General features: G+C 33.7%; 14 protein-coding genes. 6 read left to right on the top strand and 8 right to left on the bottom strand.

The features are described from left to right. Positions 1–251 precede the first annotated feature (251 nt). Positions 252–3,875: an ankyrin repeat domain-containing protein gene (locus tag OPR30_RS02350; RefSeq protein WP_265031025.1), complete on the bottom strand. Its 3,624-nt coding sequence runs from the start codon at positions 3,873–3,875 to the stop codon at positions 252–254. Between the two features lie 489 nt (positions 3,876–4,364). Next, positions 4,365–5,735, bottom strand: a complete 1,371-nt coding sequence (gene mgtE / locus OPR30_RS02345; RefSeq protein WP_064085731.1) for a magnesium transporter — start codon at positions 5,733–5,735, stop codon at positions 4,365–4,367. A 155-nt stretch (positions 5,736–5,890) separates the two neighbouring features. Between mgtE and prfB the strand changes: the two genes are divergently transcribed. Beyond that, a protein-coding gene (gene prfB, locus OPR30_RS02340; protein ID WP_264683250.1) for a peptide chain release factor 2 occupies positions 5,891–6,992 on the top strand; the annotation gives its coding sequence in 2 pieces (ribosomal slippage) (positions 5,891–5,956 and positions 5,958–6,992; 1,101 coding nt in all). Positions 6,993–7,165: 173 nt separating this feature from the next. Here prfB and OPR30_RS02335 read toward each other — a convergent pair. Continuing rightward, positions 7,166–8,452: a Na+/H+ antiporter NhaC family protein gene (locus OPR30_RS02335; RefSeq protein ID WP_211908158.1), complete on the bottom strand. Its 1,287-nt coding sequence runs from the start codon at positions 8,450–8,452 to the stop codon at positions 7,166–7,168. Positions 8,453–8,625: 173 nt separating this feature from the next. On the opposite strand from OPR30_RS02335, the gene OPR30_RS02330 reads away from it, so the two are divergent. Together OPR30_RS02330 and OPR30_RS02325 are read left to right on the top strand one after the other, a co-directional pair. Further along, the gene (locus tag OPR30_RS02330; protein ID WP_265031024.1) at positions 8,626–11,004 is read left to right on the top strand and encodes an ankyrin repeat domain-containing protein; all 2,379 of its coding nucleotides are present in this window, start codon (positions 8,626–8,628) and stop codon (positions 11,002–11,004) included. A gap of 108 nt (positions 11,005–11,112) precedes the next feature. After that, positions 11,113–12,036, top strand: coding sequence for an RluA family pseudouridine synthase (locus tag OPR30_RS02325; protein WP_265031112.1), 924 nt, complete (start codon positions 11,113–11,115; stop codon positions 12,034–12,036). Positions 12,037–12,043: 7 nt separating this feature from the next. On the opposite strand, the gene OPR30_RS02320 is transcribed toward OPR30_RS02325, so the two are convergent. Continuing rightward, a complete protein-coding gene (locus OPR30_RS02320; RefSeq protein WP_264377975.1) occupies positions 12,044–13,306 on the bottom strand; it encodes an MFS transporter in 1,263 nt (420 codons plus the stop codon). 35 nt (positions 13,307–13,341) lie between these two features. Beyond that, positions 13,342–15,144, bottom strand: coding sequence for an aspartate--tRNA ligase (gene aspS / locus OPR30_RS02315; protein ID WP_264377976.1), 1,803 nt, complete (start codon positions 15,142–15,144; stop codon positions 13,342–13,344). 133 nt (positions 15,145–15,277) lie between these two features. Between aspS and OPR30_RS02310 the strand changes: the two genes are divergently transcribed. Then, positions 15,278–16,654 carry an ankyrin repeat domain-containing protein gene (locus OPR30_RS02310; protein ID WP_265031023.1) on the top strand — a complete coding sequence of 459 codons (1,377 nt, stop codon included), beginning with the start codon at positions 15,278–15,280 and terminating at the stop codon, positions 16,652–16,654. A gap of 61 nt (positions 16,655–16,715) precedes the next feature. On the opposite strand, the gene mutS is transcribed toward OPR30_RS02310, so the two are convergent. Next, positions 16,716–19,226, bottom strand: coding sequence for a DNA mismatch repair protein MutS (gene mutS, locus OPR30_RS02305; RefSeq protein WP_265031022.1), 2,511 nt, complete (start codon positions 19,224–19,226; stop codon positions 16,716–16,718). A 113-nt stretch (positions 19,227–19,339) separates the two neighbouring features. Between mutS and OPR30_RS02300 the strand changes: the two genes are divergently transcribed. Continuing rightward, positions 19,340–21,871, top strand: a complete 2,532-nt coding sequence (locus OPR30_RS02300; RefSeq protein WP_265031021.1) for an ankyrin repeat domain-containing protein — start codon at positions 19,340–19,342, stop codon at positions 21,869–21,871. Between the two features lie 53 nt (positions 21,872–21,924). Here OPR30_RS02300 and OPR30_RS02295 read toward each other — a convergent pair whose 3' ends face one another. Then, a complete protein-coding gene (locus tag OPR30_RS02295) occupies positions 21,925–24,045 on the bottom strand; it encodes a heme lyase CcmF/NrfE family subunit (RefSeq protein WP_458694715.1) in 2,121 nt (706 codons plus the stop codon). 155 nt (positions 24,046–24,200) lie between these two features. Between OPR30_RS02295 and OPR30_RS02290 the strand changes: the two genes are divergently transcribed. Beyond that, positions 24,201–25,460 (top strand): hypothetical protein, encoded by a 1,260-nt coding sequence (locus tag OPR30_RS02290; RefSeq protein WP_264376491.1) that lies wholly within the window; start codon positions 24,201–24,203, stop codon positions 25,458–25,460. A 221-nt stretch (positions 25,461–25,681) separates the two neighbouring features. Here the strand turns inward: OPR30_RS02290 and radC are convergent, their stop codons facing one another. Then, a complete protein-coding gene (gene radC / locus OPR30_RS02285; RefSeq protein WP_264377980.1) occupies positions 25,682–26,362 on the bottom strand; it encodes a RadC family protein in 681 nt (226 codons plus the stop codon). Positions 26,363–26,387 lie beyond the last annotated feature (25 nt).

The following is a 26,387-nucleotide window of genomic DNA, read 5'->3' as shown; positions in this document are numbered from 1 at the left end:
AAACTTACTATAAGTTTACTCGATTCTTCTTTACTATTCCCAAATGAGTTATTATTAATTTAATATATCTTTTTGTTAAGAATTTAAACGATATATCTACTTTCAGCAGCCAAAATCAAGGGCTGTGAGAAGTGTTTTCTTTGGAATCGTATGGTCTACCACTTGTTCTACGCGAATTTATATCAATTTATTACTTTATTTCTCTGTTTTTTTGAAATTCCCCTCATAAAATTAAATAGCTTACTGTAAAATTATAGTCTTAAGTCCTTGTTTGCAGGTTGTACAGAGACGCTGTTAAATGAAGATATAGGTGACCTATGAGTTAAGTTAACTGTGCTTTTATCTTCAAATTGCAATGCTTCACTTATATTTTTTAATTTTCTTTTTTTAGGTAGTGTATGTTCATCAAATGTCTCTAGGTTTCTTTTATGTGATTGTGTTTTTAAGTATGGAGCTGAGTACACAGTAGATTGAGGTTGATAGCAACAAATACTACTTGGGTAATAATTGTTAGTATAATGGTACAAATCATCGTTGAGTTCAAGTTTCACATTAGCTCCTTGTTCTAAAGAAAAAAGGGACCTAGCGCTGTCGTAGCAATGAAACTTAACATCGTAGTTCTGAGAAATATTATTACTAATATCCTCTAGATTCGTATTAACGTTATTCATTACAAGGTAGCGAACAGTGCTTGAGTGACCATATACATCAGCAAGGTACAAAGGAGTCATATGATCTTCATTCTGTAAATTTATATCAGCCCCATGCTCTACGAGGTAGCGAACAATTCCTAGGTAACCATACATAGCAGCAAAATGCAAAGGAGTCATACCATTCTTATCCTTTAGATTTATACCAGCTCCATGACCTACAAGGTAGCGAACAATTCCTAGGTAACCATATATAGCAGCAAAATGCAAAGGAGTCATAGCATCTTTGTTCGGTACCTCTATTACAGCTTTTTTCTTTATAAGGGATTTAAGCATGCTTAATCTACCATTTTTAGCAGCAAAATGCAAAGGAGTCATACCATCCTCATCCTGTAAATCTACTGTAGCCCCGTACGCTAGAAGGTACTCAAAAATCTCCAAGGAATTATGTTCAACAGCATAGTGCAAATAACCTTTACCTTCTCCATCTTGTAAATTTATACAAATCTCTTCTTCCTCTATAAAGTATCTAACGACCTCTAAGCAATTATTTTCAATAGCATAGTATAAAACAGTACTATCAAACTGAAAATGTTCGTTATCAATAAAATACCTAACTATTTCTAGTCGATTATGGAGAGCAGCACAGTCTAAAAGGGTAAGGCTCGGGTCATCACTTACCTTAAAATTAGCCCCTTTTCCTATAAAGTATTTAACTAACGCTAAGTGACCATATATAACAGCATATTCTAAAGGAGTAGATCCATCTTTATCACCGATATTAACAATTCTACTTAATTTACTTAGATCTACATTCTCGAATATAAGCTTAATAACTTCTTCATTATCATCTATGGCCAGAAAATGTAAGATATTCATTCCATAATAATCAGATTCAATAAATTCATTAACTAACTTTTTATATTCACTTGCATAATTCCAAATGGATATGATATGGCTTACATTTTTACAGTTATTATTCATCAGTGATGTCATTATTTTTCTTAAAAATTCTTCTTCTCTTTTTTCTTTTCTTTGCTCTAACCTTATAATTTTTTGTACTTCTTGATGAATTTTTGCTATCCCTTTCTCTAATCCAATCAATGAGAACTGATTAAGTAGATCAAGTGCATCCAAAACCCTTTGTTGATTTTCTTTTGATTCCCCCTTGAAAAAAATTTCTTTTGTATTAATTTGATTAGGGTCCAGGTAAGCCATGAATACTAAAATAACATACGCTTGCTGCCCAACATTTTTTTCTTCTTTTATTTTATCAATGTTAATCTTCAAAGCTTTAAAAGATTTTTTATTAACAACTTGTGTCTCCAAAAAATCAGGTTTTGATTGCTGAGCTACTCTATATTCCTCCAGATATTCTCTAATACTAAGACCTTTTTGTTTAATGCATGATGTTGCTGCTTTCAAATCTAATGGAAAACAATTAAACTCTTCTATTAACTCTGATATAGATTTACCTTGTGATTCATCTTCCCCCAAGGCTTTTCGAGTAAATTCCTCGGCTTCTTCTTTTTTTAAATTACCCAACTTTATTTCTTCTATATCTTCTATTTCTTCTTTCCAATTCTTGTTAGGAGAAGTAATTAAAACGTAAGGTTTTTCTCTATTAGAAAAAACAGGGAAGCTGGATGGTAAAAAATTCTCAATCTCCTTATAACTACTAGCATCATCGAAAACAAACAAACTTTTTGTGTCTTGAAGATACTCATATACATCCTCGACAATAGATTTAATGTTTCTCTCTCTCCTTTGCTCACTTTTTCTAGAAACCCCTAACCTTTCAGCCAACCCATGAAATGAATTTGAAAGATTGGTACATGACGAGGCATCTATCCACATAATCCTTGCCCAAGTAGCCTTACGCCTTTCACTAAACCCATAGCCTCTAGCAAGTTCGCTTTTTCCTATTCCAGACTTCCCACTAATTAAGACTACTCGTGACATTTTTACTTCTTGACTACTACTATGTAACCTTAGGTTCAAATTTTTTACCACCTCTTTTCTTTCAATGAAATTTTCTGGTGTCTTGCCAAAACTATAGGAAAATTGACGCCTATCTTCATCTTGCTTTCTAAGATGTTCTTTTACATCTTCTATATCTTTCCTTTTCACAGGATCTTGTTCATTAATCTCCTTTAATATAAAACGAGCTAATTCTTCTTTTTTTTCATCATTTAAAATATACACATATCTTTCTATGGGTACTTCACTAGATACATACTTTTGTTTTACCTCCTCCCACTTTCTTAACTCCCATTCAAAGGGAAGCCGATAGCCGTATTTTTCAGCACAGTTATATTCCTCTAGATTATGTTCCTCAGAATTATATTGATAATAATTAACAGTTTCATCTTCTTCTTTTTTCTTTATTCCTACCCATTCATACAATTCTGAGGTTACTAAACTTTCACCACTTTGCTCATCTTTTACTTCATATCCAGGACGCGTAAAATATCCTTTCTTTTTTGACTTACCTAGAACAACACCTTGTGTTATAAGATCAACAGAAAAGTCTTGTTCCTCAGAAGTTAAAAGGTAATTCATTGTTCTATGTACAGCATCTATTGCTAACTTCTTAACTCTCCTATGATAAAAAGAGGGATTGATATCTACAACTTTTATGAATGGTACCTCAAACCTGTGAAAAATTTCTAAGCCAGCTTTTACTAAAATCTCTCTCATTTCAGCTTTGTAGCAAGGCGTAGTTATTGTAAAAATATTTTTCGCTCCTTTCTTATGCCGTTTTCCTGTAACACAATGATTGATACTCTCATTAACTTTAACACTAAATAATTTTAGTGGACTTGCTGGAATAGTATTATTCAAAAAAGAACTAAAGCTGGCTGAAGCTTTGCTTATTTTTTGTATATTTGAATCTGGTTCTGCCTCCTCAAAATATTTAGATAATTTTTCCTCGAATTCTTTAACAAAAGTCTTAACAAAAAAAGTTGCTTTTTTCACTATTTCATCACTTGTAATGCTTATACAGCTAAACATTTCTTCATCATCAGTCGATGTACTACTGCTGCCTATAGATGAAGATCTTGTTACTCTAGGGCTCTCTTGACTTCGTCCACGCTGAAGTTCTTCACTAGATGATCTATCTTCATGATTAAGACCTCCTTTTGCTCCTATTGTTGACTCATCATCTACATAATCCATTTGATTATCTATTACTTGTCCCTTTGTATTTTCTTTACCTAACATAAAGCCCCCTATATTTTAATATTCATATTTTGATTGTTTTGTCGTAAACCTCTTTTCTGAAGATTGATTTCAACATTTGATTCTTATGCAGCTGTACCAAACCAATTTGCTGTAGAAACCTTACGGTAATCCTAAGTAACTTTAATTGCTGAGTAACAGTGTGCTTTTCTTTTGACTTCTGACTAAAATAGATATATTCTTAAAAAATCGAGAATTGCTTTCTGAGTGATATACATAATACAATGCATCTAAATCACACCCCATGTTTTCATTACGTTAGACTGCATTGTAGCTAAAAAGATCTAGCAAAGCAAGAATTTTTTTGCATACTTTAGCATCTTATTTTAGTTTTTATTTTAAAACTAAAGCAGCTCAGTTTCATGTACTTTTATTTCTTTATCGACTGTTATTTTTCTTCTTCAATGCATCTATGAGTAATGATAACGTGGACGGTAAAGCTTGTAAAGCAATTTTTTTATATAGCAAGATTCAGCTATTTAATAAAAAGATCGTGGCTAGACCAAAAAATATAAGAGCTGAGAGAATATCAGTTGTTGCTGATGTTAGAATTGAAGAGGAAACAGCAGGATCGGATCTTAAACGATGAAGCATTATAGGAATGAAAGTTCCGATGAACGTTGCAATAATTGACATCATAATCATGGAGACCACAAAAATCATCTCCACTTTGACATTGTGAAACCTTATTGCTAATACTACGAGTGAAATTGTAGATAAAATCACTCCATTTATAAGACCTATTAAAAATTCTTTCATCAGTATTCTTTTTGCATTTTGCTCAGTTAGATATTTTGTTGCGATTGCCCGGATAGTTAGTGTTACTGTTTGGGATCCTGCATTTCCGCTCATCGATGCAATGATTGGCATAATTATTGGCAGTACTATAAAACTTTGTATTACGTTATCGAAAAAGCCAACTACTATAGAACATATTGTTGCAGCTAAGAGGTTAAACAGTAACCAAGGTAGTCTTTTAATTATAGTTTTATGTATAGGGGCATTTATATCAGATTTAGAAGATACACCGCTTATTTTAAGCACATCCTCTTCTGCTTCTTGTTGAACAATTTTGATTACATCTTCAATAAGGATTACACCTATAATTTTACCATTCTTATTTACTACTGGAGCTGATAATAGAGCGTAATCTTTAAATATTCTTGCTACTTCTTCTTGGTCCATTCCAGTTTTAATTATTTTTATATCTTGACTCATTATCTCTTTTATTATTGTTTCTCCTGAGTGAGATATTACCTTATTTAAGTTGAAAATGCCTATGGGTTCTAATTTTGAGTTAATGATGAAAATTTGATAAAATGTTTCCGGTATTTTTTTATAGTTGCGTAAGAATTCCATTAGCTGATTTATCGTCCAATAATATGGAGCTATAACCATATTTTTATGTATCAACCTTCCTGCACTTTCTTCTGGGTATGATAACAATTCCTCTACTAATTTTTGAGTTGCATTGGGTAAGTAGTTCAGTATATTTTCTATAGACTTTCTATCTAAATCTTTCACTATGGCTACTATGTCTTCTATATCAAGAAGCATTAGTAACTTTGCTGTATTTTCTATTCCCAATATTTCTATGATCTCTACTTGTAAATCTGGTACTACATGTACTAAGGCATCACTTAACAAATGTTGATCGAGGATATTAACTAATTTCTCCCTGTGATCACTGATCGAAGTAGATAAAAAATAAGCTAACTGAACGCTATCTATCGTTTTTACAATATTACGAACATTCTCTAATTCTTGATTATCGAGAGACTCTATTAAATCATCAATAGCCTTTTTGTCTAAACCATAATGAGAACTTGTTTTAATATTCATTACTTTACCTTATTTTTTTAATAAATATACACACTTGATTTTATTGAACATTCAAGTATAATAAAATTATTTTGAATTAACTATTATATGGTTAAATTTCTATTTTGTTTGCTGTTATTGTTAGTGATAATAAATATATTAAAGTCTAAAGTATAATGAAAACCCATCCAGAAATCCTTGAATACTTTCAAGGCTTAAATAAAAGTATTTCTCTTATCAGGAGGTGTCTTTGACATAGAAAAATTGAAGTTGCGTCTTGAAGAGCTGGATTCTCAAGCGTTGAATGATAATCTGTGGCAAGACAATCAAAAAGCACAAGAAATTTTAAAAGAACGCTCTAAAATTAAGCATGACATAGAATCGTTTTCAAAGCTAGAAAGCAATTACAACGATGCTATCAGCTTGATGAAATCTGCTATTGATGAGAATGATGAAGAATTTTTTTCTGAAGTTAAAGGTGAGTTAGTAAAGCTAGAGAAATTAATCAAACTTAAAGAGACAGAATCCTTATTTACTGGTGAAGCAGATAACAATAACTGCTTTTTAGAAATCCACTCAGGAGCTGGTGGAACAGAGAGCAATGATTGGACTGAGATGCTCATGCGCATGTATACAAGATGGGCAGAAATTTATCACAATTTTAAAGTTGAAGTTGTAGAAAAATTAGATGGTGATGCAGTTGGTATAAAATCTACAACAATAAAGATCATCGGAGAAAAAGCTTACGGGTGGGCAAAAAGCGAAAGTGGAGTTCATAGATTGGTTAGAATATCACCATTTGATGCAAATGGTAAACGTCATACCAGTTTTGCAAGTGTAGGAGTAACTCCAGTGATTGAAGATTCAATAGATATTGTTGTGGATGAAAAGGATTTAAAGATCGACACTTACCGTGCTTCTGGAGCAGGTGGTCAGCATGTAAATAAGACTGAAAGCGCGGTACGTATTACGCATATTCCAACAGGCGTTGTAGCTCAATGCCAAAATGGTCGTTCTCAACATAAAAATAAAGATGAAGCACTTAAACTACTTAAAGGACGTTTATATCAAATTGAATTGGAAAAAAAAGAACAGAAAATGGCCGAAGAATATGGCAAGAAATGCGATATAGGTTGGGGCAGTCAGATCAGATCGTATGTTATGCATCCATATCAAATGGTAAAGGATTTAAGGACTGGACATGAAGTTGGCAATATAAATTCCGTTTTTGATGGCAATATAGATTGTTTCATAGTTAGTGTATTGGAGTTAAAATGAGATTTATTAAAAAGCTAAGTTTTATGCTCTGCTAATAAGGGGAAAAGAAAACCAAAATCTATTGAGAAAAATGGAACAATTTTGTGAATATATCTATTATCCAAGTAGCTGATGAAAATGGCAACTTGTTTCTTATGGGCACAAAATGTAATATGAAGAGAAATCTTCGTACATTAAGTTGTAGCCGCGCAACGTCTGCCATTGATGATTATTTCACCTACTGTAACTGCTGCTAAAATAAAGCAGTAATACACTTGTGTTAACAAAGAAATAGGTGAGACAGAAGCAATGCTACCTGCTAGCAGCAGCTGGGAACCATAAGGCAAAATGCCTTTTGTAACGCAAGCAAAAATGTCTAACAAGTATGCACTACGGTATGACGGAATATTATGCTTTTGCGCGAGCCTTTTTGCAATATCGCCACTTAATAAAATAGCAATGGTATTATTAGCAACTAAAACAGTAAACATAGATGCTATGCCCGCTATTACAAATTCAGCTTTAGTTTTTGTTATATTGCTTTCATCGATAAGTTTGTGTAATGCCTTTTGACCCTGCTTGTACATTATATGACTCAATCCGCCAATAAATAGAGCAAATATCACTATCTCGTTTACTTTTTTGAAACCGTCATATATGTCATGAGAGAGTTGAATGATAGTATAGTCAAAAAAAGTCATCCCTAATACACTAGCAACAATTATATTTATAGTTATTGTTACTAAAGTAGTAACTTCAAATAACCCCATGATTATTAAAGAAATATAAGGAATAATCTTTATTACTGATAAATAATCTAAATTTGATGTAGGAATAATTTTTGTACTATCTGCCATAATTGCCAGATAGACAAGCGTTATAATGCTGGCAACAAATGCTACTTTAGAATTCACTTTAAGTTTATCCTTTATCGTGGCCCCCTGTGAAGAAACAGATGCAATAGTAGTGTCAGATATCATTGAAAGATTATCACCAAATACGGCACCTCCAACTACAGTTGCAGTTCCTATTTCAAGACCAAAAGCCCCACTTTTTGCTAAGTTAACAGCTATTGGTACCATTAATACAACAACTCCCATAGACGTACCAATTGCAGTTGATATAAAAGCGGAAGCCAAAAATACTCCAGGCAGTAGTAATCTTGCTGGAAGGAAATTGAGAATTAAATCAGCAACAGTATCTGCACTACCAATTGATTGAGTCACCACAGAAAATGCTCCAGAAAATAGAAAAGTTAAACACATAGTAAGGGTGTTTTTATCGCCCATACCCTCGATGACAGTATCGATGTTACGTTGAATTTTACCTGCACTGCATGCAACAGCAAAAAATAGCGCCGGTAGTAGGCAAATTACCGGTGAAACTTGGCGAAGCGGATTATCAATTCCAATAAAGGAAAAATAGACACCACTTCCAAGGTATAAGATTAAAAAAATAACCAAAGGAAAAAAAGCTGTCATTTTACTGCCTTAAAACTTATGATTATAATCAATTAAGTGGTTTCAGGCAAGCTTGGTTTTCTGTAAGTTAATAACAGTCCTTTTAGACTCTCAAGTTACGCTATGGAAAATGCGTTGACTATTCTACCATAATATATAGCATCAAAAAATACTCTGTAGTATGAGGTAAAGCTATGGTAATGACATATGAACAGTGGAACATAATATTAGGTGTAATTGATCAAGAGGTAAATTTAAGTAAAGACAATGTAATTGAAAGAATAAAAGAGCTATTAAAGGAAGTAAAGATACTAGGGCAAGCAGAAACATCAAGAATGTTAGAAGAGATATCGCATGGATTAGAAGTATCAAGCAAGATTCCAAGAGTAAAAGAGACACAAGAGCCATTAAAAAAGAGACTAAAGGTGGTAAATGTACCGCAGACAAAAGAAGAAGCAAAAAAGATACTAAAGGAGTCAAGGGTATCAAATGCGCAACAGATGGTAAAAAGAATGCTAAAAAAGTTAGGTGTACAAGAGACATCAGAAGAACCAAAAGCAGTGGCGCTAGAGGATGTGCTAAATGCACGAAAGATCTCAGAAAAGGTACCAGTGATGCTAGATACACAAAAGATACTAGAAACACTAAATAGACTAAAGAAAGAAAGTGGAAATGTGTATAAAGAGTGGGAAGAAAATGAGTTTAATATAAATTATTGGTTTGAAATAGATTGTTTGCATGAACGCTTTTCATACACGTTATTATATTTAGCTATTGATTTTAAGCTGAACAATTTAATCAATTCTATGCTTAAAGTAAAAGGAATCGATATTAATGCACCAAGTCCGTTTTCCGAATGGACTGCTTTACATTGGGCTGTTGAAAATAGGAACACAGAAGTAGCACGCAAGCTAATAGAAGAAGGGGCAAATGTTAATCAGTTGGATTCATCTCAACGGACTACTTTATATCAGCCAGCTGTAAATGGCGATATAGAAATAACAAAAATCTTAGTAAAAAATAATGCAGATGTTAATGCAGAGGATCTAGCGAGATTGACTGCTTTATATGAGGCTGCCAGGAATAGCCATAAAGAAGTAGTAAAGTTCTTAATGAATAGTGGAGCAGATGTTAAGAAGAATGGGGCGCTTAAACTTACTCCTTTACATATTGCTGTTGCAAATGTTGATGAAGCAATGGTGGATTGTATAATACAAAACGATAAGAATATTGACGAAAATATTGAGACAGTGGATGTATTTGGATGGACTCCTTTATATTGGGCTGCTGCAAGGAATAATACATCAATATTAGGGAGCCTATTACAGGCCATATTACGATATAGAGCAAGTGTTGATATAGAGGATATGTTAATTGGGCGATCTCCCTTACATATTGCTGCTACGAATGATAATGTGGAAGCAGTAGAGCTCTTAATAAACTATGGAGCAGAGGTTAACTATAAGGATGCATGGGGATGGACTCCTTTTAATTGTGCTGCTGCAAGAGGCAATATAGAAGTAATGAATTGTCTAATAGCCAATGGAGCAAATATTGAGACGAATGATCCACAGAAAATATTATTTTCTATTCATCCATATAATTTTCTAAAAGCAGTAAATACTATGATACAACTTGAAATATGTAAGGATGTGATAAAATTGGTGGAAACTGATCTTTTACGTTATGCTTCCAGAAATGGTAATATACTAATGGTATGTGCTTTATTAGAAGCTGGAGTAAATGTTAATGCAAGTGACGATTTAGGATCAACTGCTTTACATAAAGCTGCCAAGTATAACCATCCGAAAGTAGTAATGACCTTAATTTCATATGGAGCAAATGTTAATGCACAGAATAACTCAGGCGAATGTCCTTTAAGTTATGCTATCGAACGTAGACACTGGATAGTAGTAATGACCTTACTATTTTATTGCGCAAAAACTTCATTGCCTGATCACTGCGGTGAAACTGTAAAAGATTTAGCTGAACGTCAAGGTATAAGTAATCTTCTAATAGAAGCAGAAAAAAGAGCACCAGATATACTTACGCGGCTTAACTTAGAATTAAGTATACTCAGAAACAAAGCATTAATGACAGTGCAACACACAGATTCACATATGGTGCAACACATAGCATCACATATGTTGAGAGAAATAGAATTACATCTATCTATCAGCTTTGAATTTATGATAAGAGATCAAGCTAATCAAATTGAACAATTACAGTATAACGCTAAACTTAATGAAAAAGGAGTAGTACTTATAACTGACCCCATTAAATGTATGCAGTTAGGAACTAACACTAAAGCGTGTCCAGCTGAAATGGATGGAGTAAAAGAACAAATATTACATAGTCCTTGCAGGTGGTCATATCGCACTAAAAATGTTAATGTAGGAAGAGTAACATCTTTAGCTAACGGCATTGAGTGTATGAAGTTAGGGCCTAACACTGAAGCGTGTCCAGGCCCTAGTACTAAAGAGCCTAATACTCACCTCTCTATGATCGAGAAACTATCATTGTTACCACTTTACTCAGCTGTAGGAAAATATGAAGCTGTTATAAATAGTTAAATAATCCTCTAAATTCCAGCACGTAGCACTCGATGCAAGTAGCTGAAACTGAGGAGTAAATTAGCTATGTTAGATTTTAGTTTACACAATAAAATTTTTATAAGTAAGATGTCAGAAGGTATCAAAACTATATTAGTAGAAGACAATAACGTTAGGCTCGATAGGTACATCAGAAGAATTTTTCCCAATTTGAAACAATCTGCAATTGAGAAGTCTTTAAGGAAAGGATTAATCAAGGTTGATAATTGCACGGCAAAATCCAGCGATAGGGTAAGCTCTGGGCAAACTATAATGATAAGATACTTAGACTATATTGAGAACACTAATTCTGACTGCAAATATAATGAAAAGTTAGTGAATCTACTAAGAGAGAACATATTATATGAAGACGAATATATACTAGCTATAAACAAACCCGCAGGGGTCATTGTTCAAGGCGGCATAAAGGTAAAAATTAGCATTAGTGATTTGCTTGATCAAATAAGAGAAGGGGAAATATTCAAAATTGTCCATAGACTTGATAGAGATACAAGTGGAGTAATAATATTCGCGCGCAATGCTAGTGTTGCAAGATATCTTATGGAAGAATTTAAAGGACGGAGAATAAAAAAAACTTACCTAGCATTGACTTCTGGTATACCGAGCAAAGATAATGGAACAATAGACTATCCGTTGGTGAAAAAATATATTTCAGGGCAAGAAAAAGTAGTCGTTGATGAAGATTCACCTCAAAATGCCACTACACATTTTTCAACTATAGCAAAGCTAAAACACAATACAGCTTATTTAAAATTACAACCAATTACGGGTAGAACTCATCAGTTACGTGCACATTTAGCTCATATAAATTGTCCTATTCTTGGTGATGGTAAATATGGTGGTAAAAAAGCTTTTATTGATGGGGTAGTAAATCAGATCCACCTTCATTCGCATTCTTTATCTTTAAAATTGCCAAATAATAAAGAAATCACTATTACTGCTCCTATCCCTAGGAATATCGAAAAATCTATTGAAGTGCTATCTTTCAACTAAAACGATTTCACCAATCAACTTTTCTATCTTTGGCTTTAATTTGAAGTACAGATATTAGGCTAATTAATGCACAGATAGTAAGATAAATGCCTGCTGCAAGTTTTGTTTCAGTTTTTTCTATAAGCCACATGCATATCGATGGAGAAAGACCACCAAAAATACCTGCAGATATGTTATGTGCTAGGCTAAAGCCAGTGCATCTAACTTTTGTTGGAAATAACTCGCAGGCGAGAGAATTATATATTCCAAAAGATGCGCCTATCGGCACACTTATTAATAGAAAAGTGAGCGTTACAATATAGTGGTTATCATATGATAATAGTGAAAGTGCCGGCAAACTGACACAAGCTAAAGCTAATAACGTAGGAATGATCACGTTTTTTCTTCCAACTTTATCAGACAGTATTGCAAACAGCACTGCAGACGTCCCAAATGTAATTTCAACCATAATCCTTACTACATTTTTAATATCAATATCTGAAAGAATAAGCTCTTTTACAGATATGTTGTAAAACATGATTACTGAATAAACAATTGCGTTTTGAGCAATGCCAAGTCCAATTGCTATCACAAATGCTCTTTTATAATTCTTGATTAATTCTAAAAAGGGAGAATTAGATAAGCTTTTATTTTGGTCATGAGTTTTATATGCTAGACTCTCTTCCATTATGTACCTTATTAAAAAGCCTATTACACCCATAACAGAGCAGAAATAGAAGAGCAACCTCCAGCCCCAAATTTCATAATTTTCACCTGTAAACTTTTTGCAAACAGCTATCATTACAAAGCATGTAATAGAACCAAGAGCACCACTAAAAGCTTTCATGCTACCTAAAAAGCCTAGATTTTTTTTGTCGCTTGAATGCTCTATTAAAAAAGCTGAATTGATACTTGTTTCTCCACCTGCTGCCATTCCTTGTGTTATTCTACAAAGCAGAAGCAGTATAGGAGAAAATATTCCTATTTCTTTAAAGCTTGGTATAATCGCAATTGCAGTAGATGATATCGAAGCTAATATTACGGAAGTCAGCAAAATTTTCCTTCTGCCGTATTTATCTCCAATGTAACCAAAAATAAATGCACCAAGTGGTCTAAATCCAAATCCAATTGCAAAACTGCCAAGAAATTTGATTGTGCTTAAATAATCACTTTCTGAAGGAAAAAAAACGTTGCTTATTATATGCGTTAAAACTCCAAACAGAGTTACTTCATACCATATAATCATATTGCAGATTATGCTTGATAGTATTGCTTTTTGAATATTGTTCATAACTTCCAGTTTACCACACTCCGCTATAAAAATTTTTATTCAACAACCTTTAAAGACAACTCACGTAAATGCTTATCCTCTACTTTAGAAGGAGCACCCATTAGAACATCTTCACCTTGCTGATTCATAGGAAAACAGATTACTTCACGAATGTTCGGCTCATCAGCAAGCAGCATAACCATTCTATCAACCCCTGGTGCTATTCCACCATGAGGTGGCACTCCAAACCTAAATGCACGCACGAGCGCACCGAATTTTGTATCAACTTCCTCTTTACTGTAGCCTGCAATGGCAAAAGCTCTGTACATAATATCTAGTTTGTTATTACGAATTGCTCCACTTGACAGCTCTATTCCATTGCAAACAAGATCATATTGGTAAGCAAGGATATCCAGTGGATTCTTTTCTTCTAAATCTTTCAAGCCACCACGTGGCATAGAAAATGGATTATGAAAGAAATCAATTTTTTTACTTTTATCGTCATACGCAAAGTAAGGAAAATCAATCACCCAACAGAATTTGAAGATATTGTCATCTATAAGACCTAGTTCTGATCCCAAAAGAATACGCACTTTCCCTGCAATTGTTGCTGCCTCATTCTCTTTGTCAGAAGCAAAAAACACACTATCTCCAGGTTCTATATTTGTTATTTCTTTTATGGAATTTAACCTATTGTCATCAAGGAATTTAGCAATTGGTCCTTTTGCAATTCCATCTTTATCGAACGTTATATATCCAAGACCTTTAGCACCGAATTCTCTTTGCGCATGTTCTATTTTTTTATCAAAAAAGCTACGAGGTTCCTCTGCTGTTTTAGGAGCAGGAATGGCTCTCACTACCATACCGCGTTCAATATTGCTTTTGAAAATATTGAACTCTGAATCACGGAAAATTTCTGTTACATCGCTAATTAATAATGGATTACGCAAATCTGGCTTATCAGATCCATATTTGAGCATTGCTTCTTTGTATGTAATACGTGGAAAATCTTTATCGACAGACTTGCGAGAAAATTTCGCGAACACTTTATATAAAGTAGATTCAATAACCTGAAATATATCTTCTTGAGTCACAAAAGACATTTCAAGGTCGAGCTGATAAAACTCCCCAGGAGAACGGTCAGCCCTTGCGTCCTCATCACGAAAACAAGGTGCAATTTGAAAATATTTATCAAACCCTGAAACCATAAGCAACTGCTTAAAAATCTGTGGAGCTTGTGGTAATGCATAGAATTTACCAGGATTTAGTCTGCTTGGCACTAAGTAGTCACGTGCACCTTCAGGAGAAGAGGCAGTAAGTATTGGAGTTTGAATTTCCAAAAATCCTTGCTCTATCATGAGCCTCCTGAGCTCTGAAATGATCTGTGAACGCAGAATAATGTTGTTACGGGCTTTTTCACGTCTTAAGTCAAGAAAACGATATTTAAATCTCATGTTTTCTGGGTATTCTTGCTCACCGGCGATACTTGCTAATATACTCCTTTCTTCTTTTGCTATTTCTTCATCACAGTGGAACTCAACTTCCGATTCAACTTGTAAATTACTAACTATAACTTCAATTTCTCCTGTGGAAATAGAGCTATTTACCGTGTCTTCAGTTCTAGCTTTGACTATTCCTGTGACAGTAATCACACTTTCTGATTTTAAATTTGAAATTTCATCAAAAAAGTCTTTGTCATTATTAAATACCAGTTGAGTAATTCCATAAAAATCTCTTAAATCAACAAAGATTAGGTTACCATGGTCACGTTTACGGTACAGCCACCCAGAGAGAGTAACTTCCTTTTCTACATCATTCTTCCTTAATTCATTACACGCGTGAGTTTTATAGCAGTTCATTTAATTGAAATTTCTAGAATACAGAAAGATTATAAAATAAATTAACCTTTGGGCAAGCTAATATCTAAAAATCCTTTACAAACAATTCTGATTTGGATATAATTTTTTTGATTGTGTGTGTTGAGGTATACTTATGAATTCTGAAGAATTAGAGGAAATGTTGGCTAAAAAAAAGAGGGTGGATGCTGTAATAAAAGATCTTGTTGATACTGTTACCAAAAATGATTTAGAAAAAGTAAAGTCAATTTTTGAGAAAAATAGTTCCATTATTCGAGATGTTGTTACTGACGTTAATTCCCAAAGCGGTACAAATTTATTAGGTGATGCTGTTGATGAAGAAATAGCTAAGTATTTAATAGAGCAAGGTGTAAGTTTCAGCGCTGCAGTCAAAAAGGCGATTATGAAAAGAAATTTAGGGTTAATAAAATCAATCTGTGAGATAAATAAATCAATAGCTAAACATGAGTTACAGCAAAATCCTGAGCCACTACAATCTGCAACTTATGATCACAAATTTAATGATAAAATTGCAAGGTATTTGATTGAACAAGGTGCAAATCCTAATGCAACTGATCATCTTGGTCGTTACTTACTTCATCTGCAAATTGCAAAAAGCAATTTCAAAGGAGCTAAGGCTTTAATAGAAAACGGTGCGGATGTTAATTTAATAAATCAAGAGGTAAAAAGCTATCGGAGATTAATTATGGGTGGTAGTGAGTTGAAGGGTGAAACTGCGTTGAGTTTTGCAATTAGAAAATATTACGAATATAAAGGCATAGACGATCAAAAATCTGATGAAACCTTAAAATTTATAAGTTATTTAATAGAACAAAAAGCAAACTTAAATATCAAAAATTGTAATGAGATGGTCCCTTTAGATATTGCTATATTTCATAATTCTCCAAAGATAGTAGAATTATTGATAAAAGCTGATGCTGATCTTAATGTTGGAAGGGAAAAAGCAGAAGGTGTTTTAAAGTATGCAATTACTGAAGGGCATATAGATATAGGGAAAGCTACAATTCGATATATTTTGGAACATGACTCACACTGGTTAACAACTTCAAATAAACCAGATCTTCTCAATGACCAACAAGAGTTATCAGTCTACTGGGACGAATATAAAGCTCAAGTTAAAGAACTTCATGATATAGTGGAAGATAGAATTAACTTGACTGGTGACGGCTCTACCCGTCCTATAATGAGAACAGTGAGTGGCTTTTTAGATCATGAAAGTAGAAAAAATCTAGTAAAATCATCATTCATATCTAGTGCTGAGGCACCAGAAAATTTTTGTCCGAGAAAGCTGGCTGTTATAAGTGTAGCTGCAATAACTTGCGCTTTAGCATTATATTTTCTTGCTCCATTAATCATTGGGTCTTCTGCTGGAATTGGTACTCAACTAGCATTAGGAGCTGTAGGTGCAGTTGTAGGTGGTGGAATTGGAATCTTGACCAATGTGGCAATAGATCAATGCTACGTTAATTCAGCTACTCAGAAAGCTGACTAAAATTAAAGCGCCATAGATTGCTAAAACTCCATAATTGTGGAGTAATATAATGTTACTTTCCTCAAGCCTTTAGCTCCTCAAATACTTCTCTTGCTCTGTTTAAAACAGAATCAGGAAAACCAGCAAGTTTTGCTACATGTATTCCATATGACTCATCTGCAACGCCCTCAATTACTTCATGTAAAAAGATGACTTCTCCTTTCCATTCTTTTATTTTCATACAAAAACATTTCACATTTTCTAAGTATTCACCTACTTTAGTCAATTCATGATAATGAGTTGCAAAAATGGCGCGGCACTTATTTACATTGTGAATATGTTCAATCACTGCCTGTGCAATAGATAATCCATCATACACTCCTGTGCCCCTACCAATTTCATCAAGTATCACCAAGGAACGATCTGTTGCCTGATTTACTATCGTTGCTGTTTCGATCATCTCTACCATGAAGGTAGAATAACCAGCTGTTATATTATCTGTTGCACCAACCCTGCTAAATATCTTGTCAATCACTCCTATATGCGCACTCTCTGCTGGCACAAATGACCCCATGTGAGCTAAAACTGCAATGAGAGCGTTTTGCCTCAAAAAAGTGCTTTTTCCCGCCATATTAGGCCCAGTAATTAGATGTATACCAGCTAAATTGATGCTATTTGAAATGAATTTATCGTTAACTTCAACCACTGGATGTCTTCCGCTACAGATATTGAACTCTTTGCTGTCATCAATGATGGGTTTTACGTAATTATTTTGCACTGCAAGCTCTGCAAACGCGGTTCTAATATCAAGTTTTGCCAAAGCATTTGCAGCAAGAGCAATTTTTTCAGATTCTTTAGCGACTTCACTACACAGTTCACTAAAAATTTTCATTTCTAAGCCGATTGCAGCATCACGTGCCGTAAGAATTTTATTTTCTAGTTCTTTCAATTCATTAGTAGTGTAGCGCATGCTATTTGCTAAGCTTTGTCTATGAATAAATATATCCGAAGTTATTTTGTGATTTGCCGACACTTCAACGTAATAACCGAGTATGTTGTTATGTAATATTTTAAGTGCGGCAATACCAGTTAGGTCGCGATAAGATTCACGGAGTTTGGTTATTAGTTTATTACTATTATTTAATATGTAGGATAACTCAGATAATTCTGAGTTGTATTTTGAGTGAATAAATCCTCCTTCTTTCACGGAACTGAGGTTATTATCAAGTATAGCACTATTTAACAGTTCAAATAGGTCTTTATGATTGCCAAGGCTTTTATGTATTGTGCTTAGTTCACTTTCGTCACTACTTATCACCTGAGTAGTAGACACTGGTTCCTTTTCTCTGGTCAAGCACTGGAATGACATCTGAGAGTTAATTTCTGATTTTTCACTTAAACAATAATTATGCAAGGTAGACAGAAACTCAGACAACTCTAAAGTTTTTCCTAGGCCTATTTTTAATAGGTTCATATCCTTTGGTGAACCACGCCCTAGTATTAAGCGCGATAAAGACCTCTCAATATCTGGAATGTTAGATAATATCTCTCGTATTTTTCTGCGTGGCTCATGATTATTTACAAAAAATTGAGCGGTGCTGAGCCTCAAATTAATTGCCTTAGAGCAAGCAAGGGGTGAAGCGAGCATTTGTTTGAGCAGGCGTCCACCAGAGGCTGTAACTGTGTGATCAATAACTGAAATTAGTGAACCTTTCTTTTCACCAAATTGAGTTGAAAACAACTCAAGATTTCTCCTTGCTGAAGCATCAATAAGCATGAAATTTTGTTGCTTATAGGTTTTTGGGAATTCAAGCCTTGGAATGGAGCCCCTTTGTGTTACTCTGACATATTCAAGCAGTGCACCACACGCCATGATTTCTACTTTGCTGAAATTTCCTATACTCCCAAGTTCCCTGATTTTATAAAACTCGCATAACGTTCTGTGAGATTTACTATACTCAAAAAAGCTCTGTGCGTGTTGCGTAATTGATATTTTATAATTTTTTAAAATCGATCTAATTTTTTCGTCCTCAGTGAATTTTTCAGAAATTAATAATTCTCTTGGTGATATACGCAATAAATCACTATCTAGAGCTTTCAAACTCGTTAAAATGTGAAAAAATTTTCCCGTCGATAATTCAAGCCAACTAATAGCATATTCGTCATTTTGTTCAACTATGGATGCGAGATAATTATTGCTTTTATCCTCCAGTAGTGAATCTTCTATAATTGTACCTGGAGTTACAACTCGCACTACATCACGTTTTACTATGGATTTATAGCCCCTCTTTTTTGCTTCATCAACAGTTTCTAATTGGTCACAGATTGCTACTTTGAATCCTAAATCTATTAGCTTGTGCAGGTAAGACTCACTACTGTGTGCTGGCACTCCACACATTGGTATTTCTTGCCCATTTGAATTGCCCCTCTTGGTTAGCACTATATTCAGCAATTTCGCAGCTTTAATAGCATCATCGAAAAACAATTCATAAAAATCGCCCAGTCTATAAAATAATAGATGATCCGTGTATTGAGCTTTCAAATTTAAATATTGCTCCATTACAGGGGTATTTTTTTCTCTTATTAAGTTCATAACATTTTTAAATATGTTAGCAGCAAACCACTTACTCTGGTGTTGGTTATTTTATTATGGATCAATAATTTTTTTTAGCTATAGTACAAAAACAAATAGTTTGAGGTAGAATTATGGAATATGAACGGTTGTTAAAAATATTAAGGACAATAAGTGACTTAAATGAGAACAATATAATCGAAAGGGTAAAAGAGGAATTGGAAAAAGAAGATCCAGACACGTATAAAAAGTGGCAAGATAATGGATTTAACATAAATTATACATTCGATGATCAAAGTACATTGTTACATATAGCTGCTAGAAATGATCTTGTAAAGATAGCAGAGCTTTTAATAAAAAAAGGGGGTAATGTTAATACAGCAGATCAAGATGGATGGAATCCTTTACACTTTGCTGCTGCAAGTGGTAGTATAGGAGTGGTAGAGATTCTCATAGCAAACGGGGCTAATGTTAATGCAGCAGATCAAGATGGGTGTACTCCTTTGCATTGTGCTGCTCACAATGGACATAAAGAGATAGTAGAACTCCTATTAGACACGGGGGCTAATGTTGATGCAGTAGATAAAGTTAAGATAACTCCTTTACACGCTGCTGTTCGCTTTGGTTATACAGAGATAATAAAAGTTCTCATAGCAAACGGGGCTAATGTTAATACAGCAGATCAAAATGGGTGTACTCCTTTGCATTGTGCTGCTCACAATGCAAATAAAGAGATAGTAGAACTCCTATTAGACACGGGAGCTAATGTTGATGCAGTAAGTCAGGCTGAGAGTACTGCATTACATCATGCTGTTTCTGCTGAAAATTGCCAAGTGGAAATAGTAAAAGCTATCATAGAAAAGGAAGCTGCTGTTGACATAGCGGATAAATACGGGCGTACTCCGTTATGCTGGGCTATTAGAAATGGCTATTCAGAAATAGCAAGAATTCTACTTGAAAACAAAGCAGATCCTTTATTGGGACATAAAAGTTTTAACACATTAAAGCTCTTGATTGAATTAATAAAAAATGATTTTAAGCACTCTAAGAAAGCAGAAGAAACACAGCAACAAGAGGATGATGAATATGAATTGATTAAATACTCACTGGTACTTCGCAATGACTGTTCTTTAACTGATATTGCTGAAAGAGGTGCATTTGGTAAGCTGATATCTACGTGGCTTGTTGACATGTCCAACTTAACAGAGAGTCAGAAGGAGTTGAATAAAAAATTCTTAAGTACTTTTAAAGACTTTCCACATGTTACTTATAAGGATTATAAGAACGATGTTGAAAAAATTAAAAAATTTTTACTGGATCATAAAAGTAATCAAGATCTAAAAACAATCCTCAACCTTAAAAGAGGAGAATCTAAACTGACAATACTGCATATTCTATCAAGTATGGAATGTAGCAATGCGGGAGAATTCATAGATTTACTGTTGAATTCAGGTGCTGATCCTAATGAAAAGGACGACACAGGAAGAACACCTTTACATTATGCTACTCGTTCTGGTCATTGTGATACAATTATCAAATTGCTTCTAAGGAAAGGAGCTAATCTTGATATAAAGGATAAAAAAGGTAAAACCCCAATAGAATTTGCAGTTAATAATCCCAACCTTAATATTAAAGAGTACTTTTTAACTGATGATGTTATTTATGGAACTTTTCGTAAAAAAACACAAGTTGACTATAATGGAAAAAAGTATTTGTGCAAAAGTGTAAATCTATGGGGAGAGGATTTTCTACTAGATGAGCAAGATCCAGATAAATATTTTTGTAAATTAGATGAAGTTCAAGACATAAATCAGCTAGAACAGGTTGTAAATGAAGCTATAAAATCTAAGGTAAGGTTCAATCTTACTTGTAAGGGAAATATATATGAAAATACTTATGAGAGTAAGTATAATTTTACAGATTATGTAATAAGAAGAATTAGTGAATTAAAGATTTTTCAAGGTGAAAGGGACATAGAAGTTGCTAGTCGCATAGTATGTAATTTGGTAAAAAGAGGTGCAGTATTTGAAACTCTAAGTAGTATAATTGTAATTGATAAACTAGAGAAGTTTAAAGACCACAAAGCTAATCTGAAAGAAGCACGTAAAAGCTATATACATTATTCTCTAAGGTTTTTGGAAGCTGCAAAAAACGCAACTACTGGCAAGGTAAAAGAGGCAAAAATGGACAACTTCACTTTCTACTTGAAATACTCAAAGAATAGTATAGTCGAGGTTGCAAAAATCATAAATGGAACAGATGAAAGCACAGAATTTCGAAGAGACGTGATAGCAATCGGTGAAAGCGAGATAGAAATTTTAACGGAAGGTGGGGTAAGAAATTATACTGACCTTATAGGTAATATAGTACTGACTTTTCATACTGATTTGGGAAAAGTAGATGCTAGATTGTATTCTGATGTGCAAAATGCAGGAAAAATTATAGTAGAAGTGAGTAACAAGGAGGAAATATTGGAAAAGTTTAAAAATTATAAAGAAGAGTTAGGTGAGAACTGCTTGCTTGGTGGTTCTTCTGTCTACGACGCTATTAAGCAGGGATATTTTAAAAGGCCTGAGACAGTAGATTCCATATATCATGTAAGTTCTTCATTAGAAAATATATCTTTATTTCCTATTGTACAACAGAACATAGAGAAAATTCGCTAGCAAGGTTAGTGTTGCTTAGCTTAAGTTTAAATTGCCAAAAAATGAAAACTTCATCATACTGAAGGAACTACTTTTTTGCTAGAAGAAAAAGCAGCAAGGAGCGAACCAAAAGCGATAAGAAAGGATCCAAGCCAGATTATAGACATTCCAGGTTTATAGTGCACTTTAGCTGCGATTTTGCTCTTACTCTTATCAATCTCTCCAATTACAACATAAATATCAGAAAATAAATTGTGGTAGATACTGCTTTCAACATTTTTCTGACCTTCCGCAAGGTAAAATCTATATTCAGGAGTTACTTCACCTAATATCTTATTATTCAGCAAATTCCTGATATCCATTGTACCCCTCACTGCATGGAAATTTTTTTCTTTTATTAGCTCAATATTTCGTAAAGTAACTTTAAATTTATTGACTGTTATGCTATCTCCTATTCCCAAGTAGTTTTCTTTTTTCTCCTGCCAACCAACAGAATAAGATATACCAAGCACTAGAATTGCCACTCCAGCATGAGCAAGCATCATTGCATAGTAGGACTTAGAAACTCTTCTTGCTAATAAAATTGATTCACCAAATGCTACCTTAAATAAACAAATTCTTTTACTATATGCTTCTAAAACAAAGATTAATAATGCTATGGAGATGGTAATTGATAGCACAATCATTAGCTCCATGTGAAAGATAAACGGCAAAATAGCTGCAGCACTACAAAATGAAAATCTATATTCACGGAATATTGGCAATAGACTATTTCCCTGCCAACTGCAGTATTGCCCTATCATGGTGAGCACTAGAATAGCTAGTGCAATAGAGTTAAATAAAGAATTGTAATATGGTGCTCCAACTGAAATTAATTCACCGGTTAAATACTCAAGCACTGTAGGGTATAAAGTGCCAACAAATACGATAAAAAATGCAGTAATAAATAATAGATTGTTTATTAGCATCATTGTAAAACGTGAGAAAATAGGGAAGTTTTGCTTTGGTATGTCCCCTGATGTCATTCCAGCGCGTGACCACATATTTTTTTCCTGGATCCCAGTGTCAAGCACTGGAATGACAGGTGGTTGTGCAAGAGATCTATTCTTTTTTACAAATACGATAAATACTACTAAACTACTGACTGTAATTACGCTGAGCAAAGCTAATATATATAATCCATATTTTGGATCATCCGCAAATGTGTGCACTGAGGTAAGTATTCCTGAGCGGACTAGAAATGTTCCAGTCACACTCAATATAAAAGTTGTAAGCGTAAGTAAAATAGCGAAATTCCTTAAAGTATTGAAATTTCGTACAACGAGCAACAAATGTGTCAGCGCCACTGCAATTAGCCAAGGCATCAAAGAAACGTTTTCCACTGGATCCCAGAACCAAAATCCACCCCAACCGAGTTCACGATATGCCCACCAGCTACCCAAGCTGATGCCCAAAGTGAGCAGCGACCAAGAAATAAGTACCCAAGGCCTGACAATTTTAGCCCAAACATTTCCTTCAGTATTTAAAATTAATCCAGCTATAGAGAGCGAAAAAGGAACGCTAAATCCAAGGTACCCCAAATATAATACCGGTGGATGAATAGCAAGGCCTATATCCTGCAATATCGGATTAAAACCCAGTCCATCTGTTTCAATGCCTGGCATTTTAGTGAAGGGGCTGGATTCAAGTAAAGTGAACAGTAAAAAACAAAAGCAAATCAAGCCTTGGGTGATAAGAGATATTTTTTTTAATTTACTACCATTAGTTCGTTCTGGTGTCATTCCAGTGCTTGACACTGGAATCCAGTTTTTATTACACTGCCATTTGATGTACTCATTTGCAATTAAATTGTCTGGATCCCAGTGTCTGGGCACTGGGATGACAGAAGGTATATAAATATCCATTAGTAATAAATACATGACAAGCACTAAGGTCCAAAGCAACATAGACCCTTCTTTATTTCCCCAAACACCACAAATCTTATAGATTAAAGGTTTTGTTGTGTGTGAGTGGTAATATACGTTTTCAAGTGAGAAATCATTTTTAATGTGGCAGTAGATCAAAATAGCCATTGATGCTGACACACAAAAAAATATGGCAGAGGAGACGAATCGGTAAGAACTAAACGGTAGAAACAAATACGTTAAAGATAACAAACAGGCTACCAATAACAATATATTCCCAAATTCAGGCATAAGATTCATATAATGATATTACTAATAATAAATTGGGAGTTAAAGTTTTAATATAGGAACAAAGTTAATCTTCAATTATATTAATAGTAAGTAAAAATTAAGCATTAAGCTTTTATACTTTATATTATATAACATTAATATTGTGAGGTAATATTATGGGCACAACTAAGATTAGTGAATTTCTATTCAATATAAAAGGTAAAGTGGCAAAACAACATGCTGAACCAATAATTGAAAAAAATCTCTATACTATTTTAGGATTCAAAGATGTAGAAGATTTAGAACATAAGACAAGTAAGTCCGTTAACAAAAAAATTTGGCAGCTATTTATTGATTGCTTTACAAAGGAAATAGATTATGTAGCAACTAAGCAAGTTGTAAAAAACGTTGTTTGTAATATTGCCAAAAGTGCCCAAGGCAATGCTTTTACTGAAGCTGAAAGCTTAATCTTAAACGAAAAACAAGATAATAAAAAGAGAGAAAGAGCGATTAAAAAAGCTACTAGTATTTTAAAAAAAATCAATCCAGAAAAAGCCTTCAATGAACTTTCAGTAATAAAAAAACAAGCCGAAGATTTTTTACAAACCGATTTTTATAAGGCGCAGAGCAAACCACTGCCAGGATTTGCTACATCTGGTGCACAGCTTTTTGCGGAAACTTTGAAATATATAGAAACACTAGAAAAATTATCAGAAGTTAAAAAGGAAGATTTAACTAAGAGTTTCCTATTAAATTATATTAGTTCACTGAACAAAAAGTATCCTAAATCACAAGGTAAAAGGGAAGATGCTATACGAATACTATCAAGCGATGAGTTGAAGAATTTTTACAATAAATGTATAGAAGAAGGAATGTTACAACCAATGGTATCTTATAAAGAATGCAAAAACCTATTTGATAAAATGAACCAGGCGAAGAATGAATCCAAAAGTATAATTGGAAGAAAAGAACAGGAAGGAAACTTGGAGAAAATAGATAAGTCGATAGTCAGTGCAATTAATGACATAAAAAAACATAGAGAAGCAATCCTTAACTGTAAAGATTTTCAAAGTTCTTACATAAAAGAGAAAAAAGAACATCCATTTAGAGGTACCTCATGTCAAAAAATGATTGATATATATCAAGAGAGAATTGCTGGATATCAGGAAAAAATTCGTCAAAATCTAAACCAAATAAGAGCAATATTAAAAGATACGCCGCAAGATGTGGAAGAATTTAAGGAAATAATCAATTGTGTGCATGAAGCAGAGCAGTATGATGAAATTTTTGATTCGGCTTTAATTTGTTTACCGAACATACAGAATAAGCTAGATATTCAACCAGAAAATCCCCTAACAGAACTCAGAGCTTCACAAATTAACGTTGAAATTGAGCTAACTAGGCTCTGTGAACAAAATATTAGAGTAAGCATGTGAGTGCTTCAACAAAATTCAAAAAACCAATAAAGACCTCATAAGTCTTATCAAAACAGGAGATTTCTAATAGTGGCAAATACCATGTATTTCTTTCAATTTGCCACTATTACGCCACCTAAATCACACATTGTCTTCCATGAAGGAAAATTTTGCTCCACTGCAAACACCTCATGTATAGATTTACTTCCATAATAAGAAAAATGGCAAAAGCAATTTTAGATCTACTCTAATAAAAGCCTATTTTCCTTGAAACTAAAATAGCTACTAAATGTGATAATAATATGATCTATTAATTCTATTCCTATGCTTTTGCAAGCTTCTGCAAGCTGTCTGGTGAGAAACATATCGCTACTTGAAGGCTGTATATCTCCACTTGGGTGATTGTGGGATATTACAATCGATGTTGAGCCAATCAAAAGAGCGCGTTTTATGATCTCTCTAACATAAAGAGGAGTTTGATCTATTGTACCAAAGTTTTGTAGATCTTCTGCTATTAGACGATATCTTTTATTCATATAGATAACGCGAAAATTTTCTTTATTAAGGCTTCCTATACTTGCTTTTAAATAATCAAGCAATTTTTCCCAATTATTGATTATAGGTAAGTCCTTTATTTCTTCTCGTGCAGAACGAACAAAAGCCTGTTTCACACAAAAGATAGCAGATATGGCTGCATTATTAACTCCTTTAATATTTTGCAGTGCTTCTAAATCGGCATTAAAAACCTTATTTAAACTACCAAAATTTTCTATCAAACTCTTTGCTACTGGCTTTACATCGATTCTACTATATGCTGAATATAAAATGTGTTCTAAAATCTCATAATCAAGTAATGATTGTCCGTTATCTAAAATAATTCTCTCTCTTAGGCGCTTTCTATGACCTTTTTTGTAATCTTTCATTATTCATGAATTGCTTATCTCTTAT

Origin of the sequence: Wolbachia endosymbiont (group B) of Athalia cordata (genome assembly GCF_947251845.1) — a bacterium.
Taxonomy (GTDB): domain Bacteria; phylum Pseudomonadota; class Alphaproteobacteria; order Rickettsiales; family Anaplasmataceae; genus Wolbachia.
This window is presented reverse-complemented; position numbering and strand designations above follow the sequence as displayed.

Bases quoted from the DNA above. Each gene is read 5' to 3' on its own strand.
- OPR30_RS02330 (WP_265031024.1), top strand. From the start codon at position 8,626: ATGGTAATGACATATGAACAGTGGAACATAATATTAGGTGTAATTGAT.
- OPR30_RS02290 (WP_264376491.1), top strand. From the start codon at position 24,201: ATGGGCACAACTAAGATTAGTGAATTTCTATTCAATATAAAAGGTAAA.
- mutS (WP_265031022.1), bottom strand. From the start codon at position 19,226: ATGAACTTAATAAGAGAAAAAAATACCCCTGTAATGGAGCAATATTTA.
- OPR30_RS02310 (WP_265031023.1), top strand. From the start codon at position 15,278: ATGAATTCTGAAGAATTAGAGGAAATGTTGGCTAAAAAAAAGAGGGTG.
- OPR30_RS02325 (WP_265031112.1), top strand. From the start codon at position 11,113: ATGTCAGAAGGTATCAAAACTATATTAGTAGAAGACAATAACGTTAGG.
- OPR30_RS02295 (WP_458694715.1), bottom strand. From the start codon at position 24,045: ATGCCTGAATTTGGGAATATATTGTTATTGGTAGCCTGTTTGTTATCT.
- OPR30_RS02335 (WP_211908158.1), bottom strand. From the start codon at position 8,452: ATGACAGCTTTTTTTCCTTTGGTTATTTTTTTAATCTTATACCTTGGA.
- OPR30_RS02350 (WP_265031025.1), bottom strand. From the start codon at position 3,875: ATGTTAGGTAAAGAAAATACAAAGGGACAAGTAATAGATAATCAAATG.
- mgtE (WP_064085731.1), bottom strand. From the start codon at position 5,735: ATGAATATTAAAACAAGTTCTCATTATGGTTTAGACAAAAAGGCTATT.
- radC (WP_264377980.1), bottom strand. From the start codon at position 26,362: ATGAAAGATTACAAAAAAGGTCATAGAAAGCGCCTAAGAGAGAGAATT.
- OPR30_RS02300 (WP_265031021.1), top strand. From the start codon at position 19,340: ATGGAATATGAACGGTTGTTAAAAATATTAAGGACAATAAGTGACTTA.
- aspS (WP_264377976.1), bottom strand. From the start codon at position 15,144: ATGAACTGCTATAAAACTCACGCGTGTAATGAATTAAGGAAGAATGAT.
- OPR30_RS02320 (WP_264377975.1), bottom strand. From the start codon at position 13,306: ATGAACAATATTCAAAAAGCAATACTATCAAGCATAATCTGCAATATG.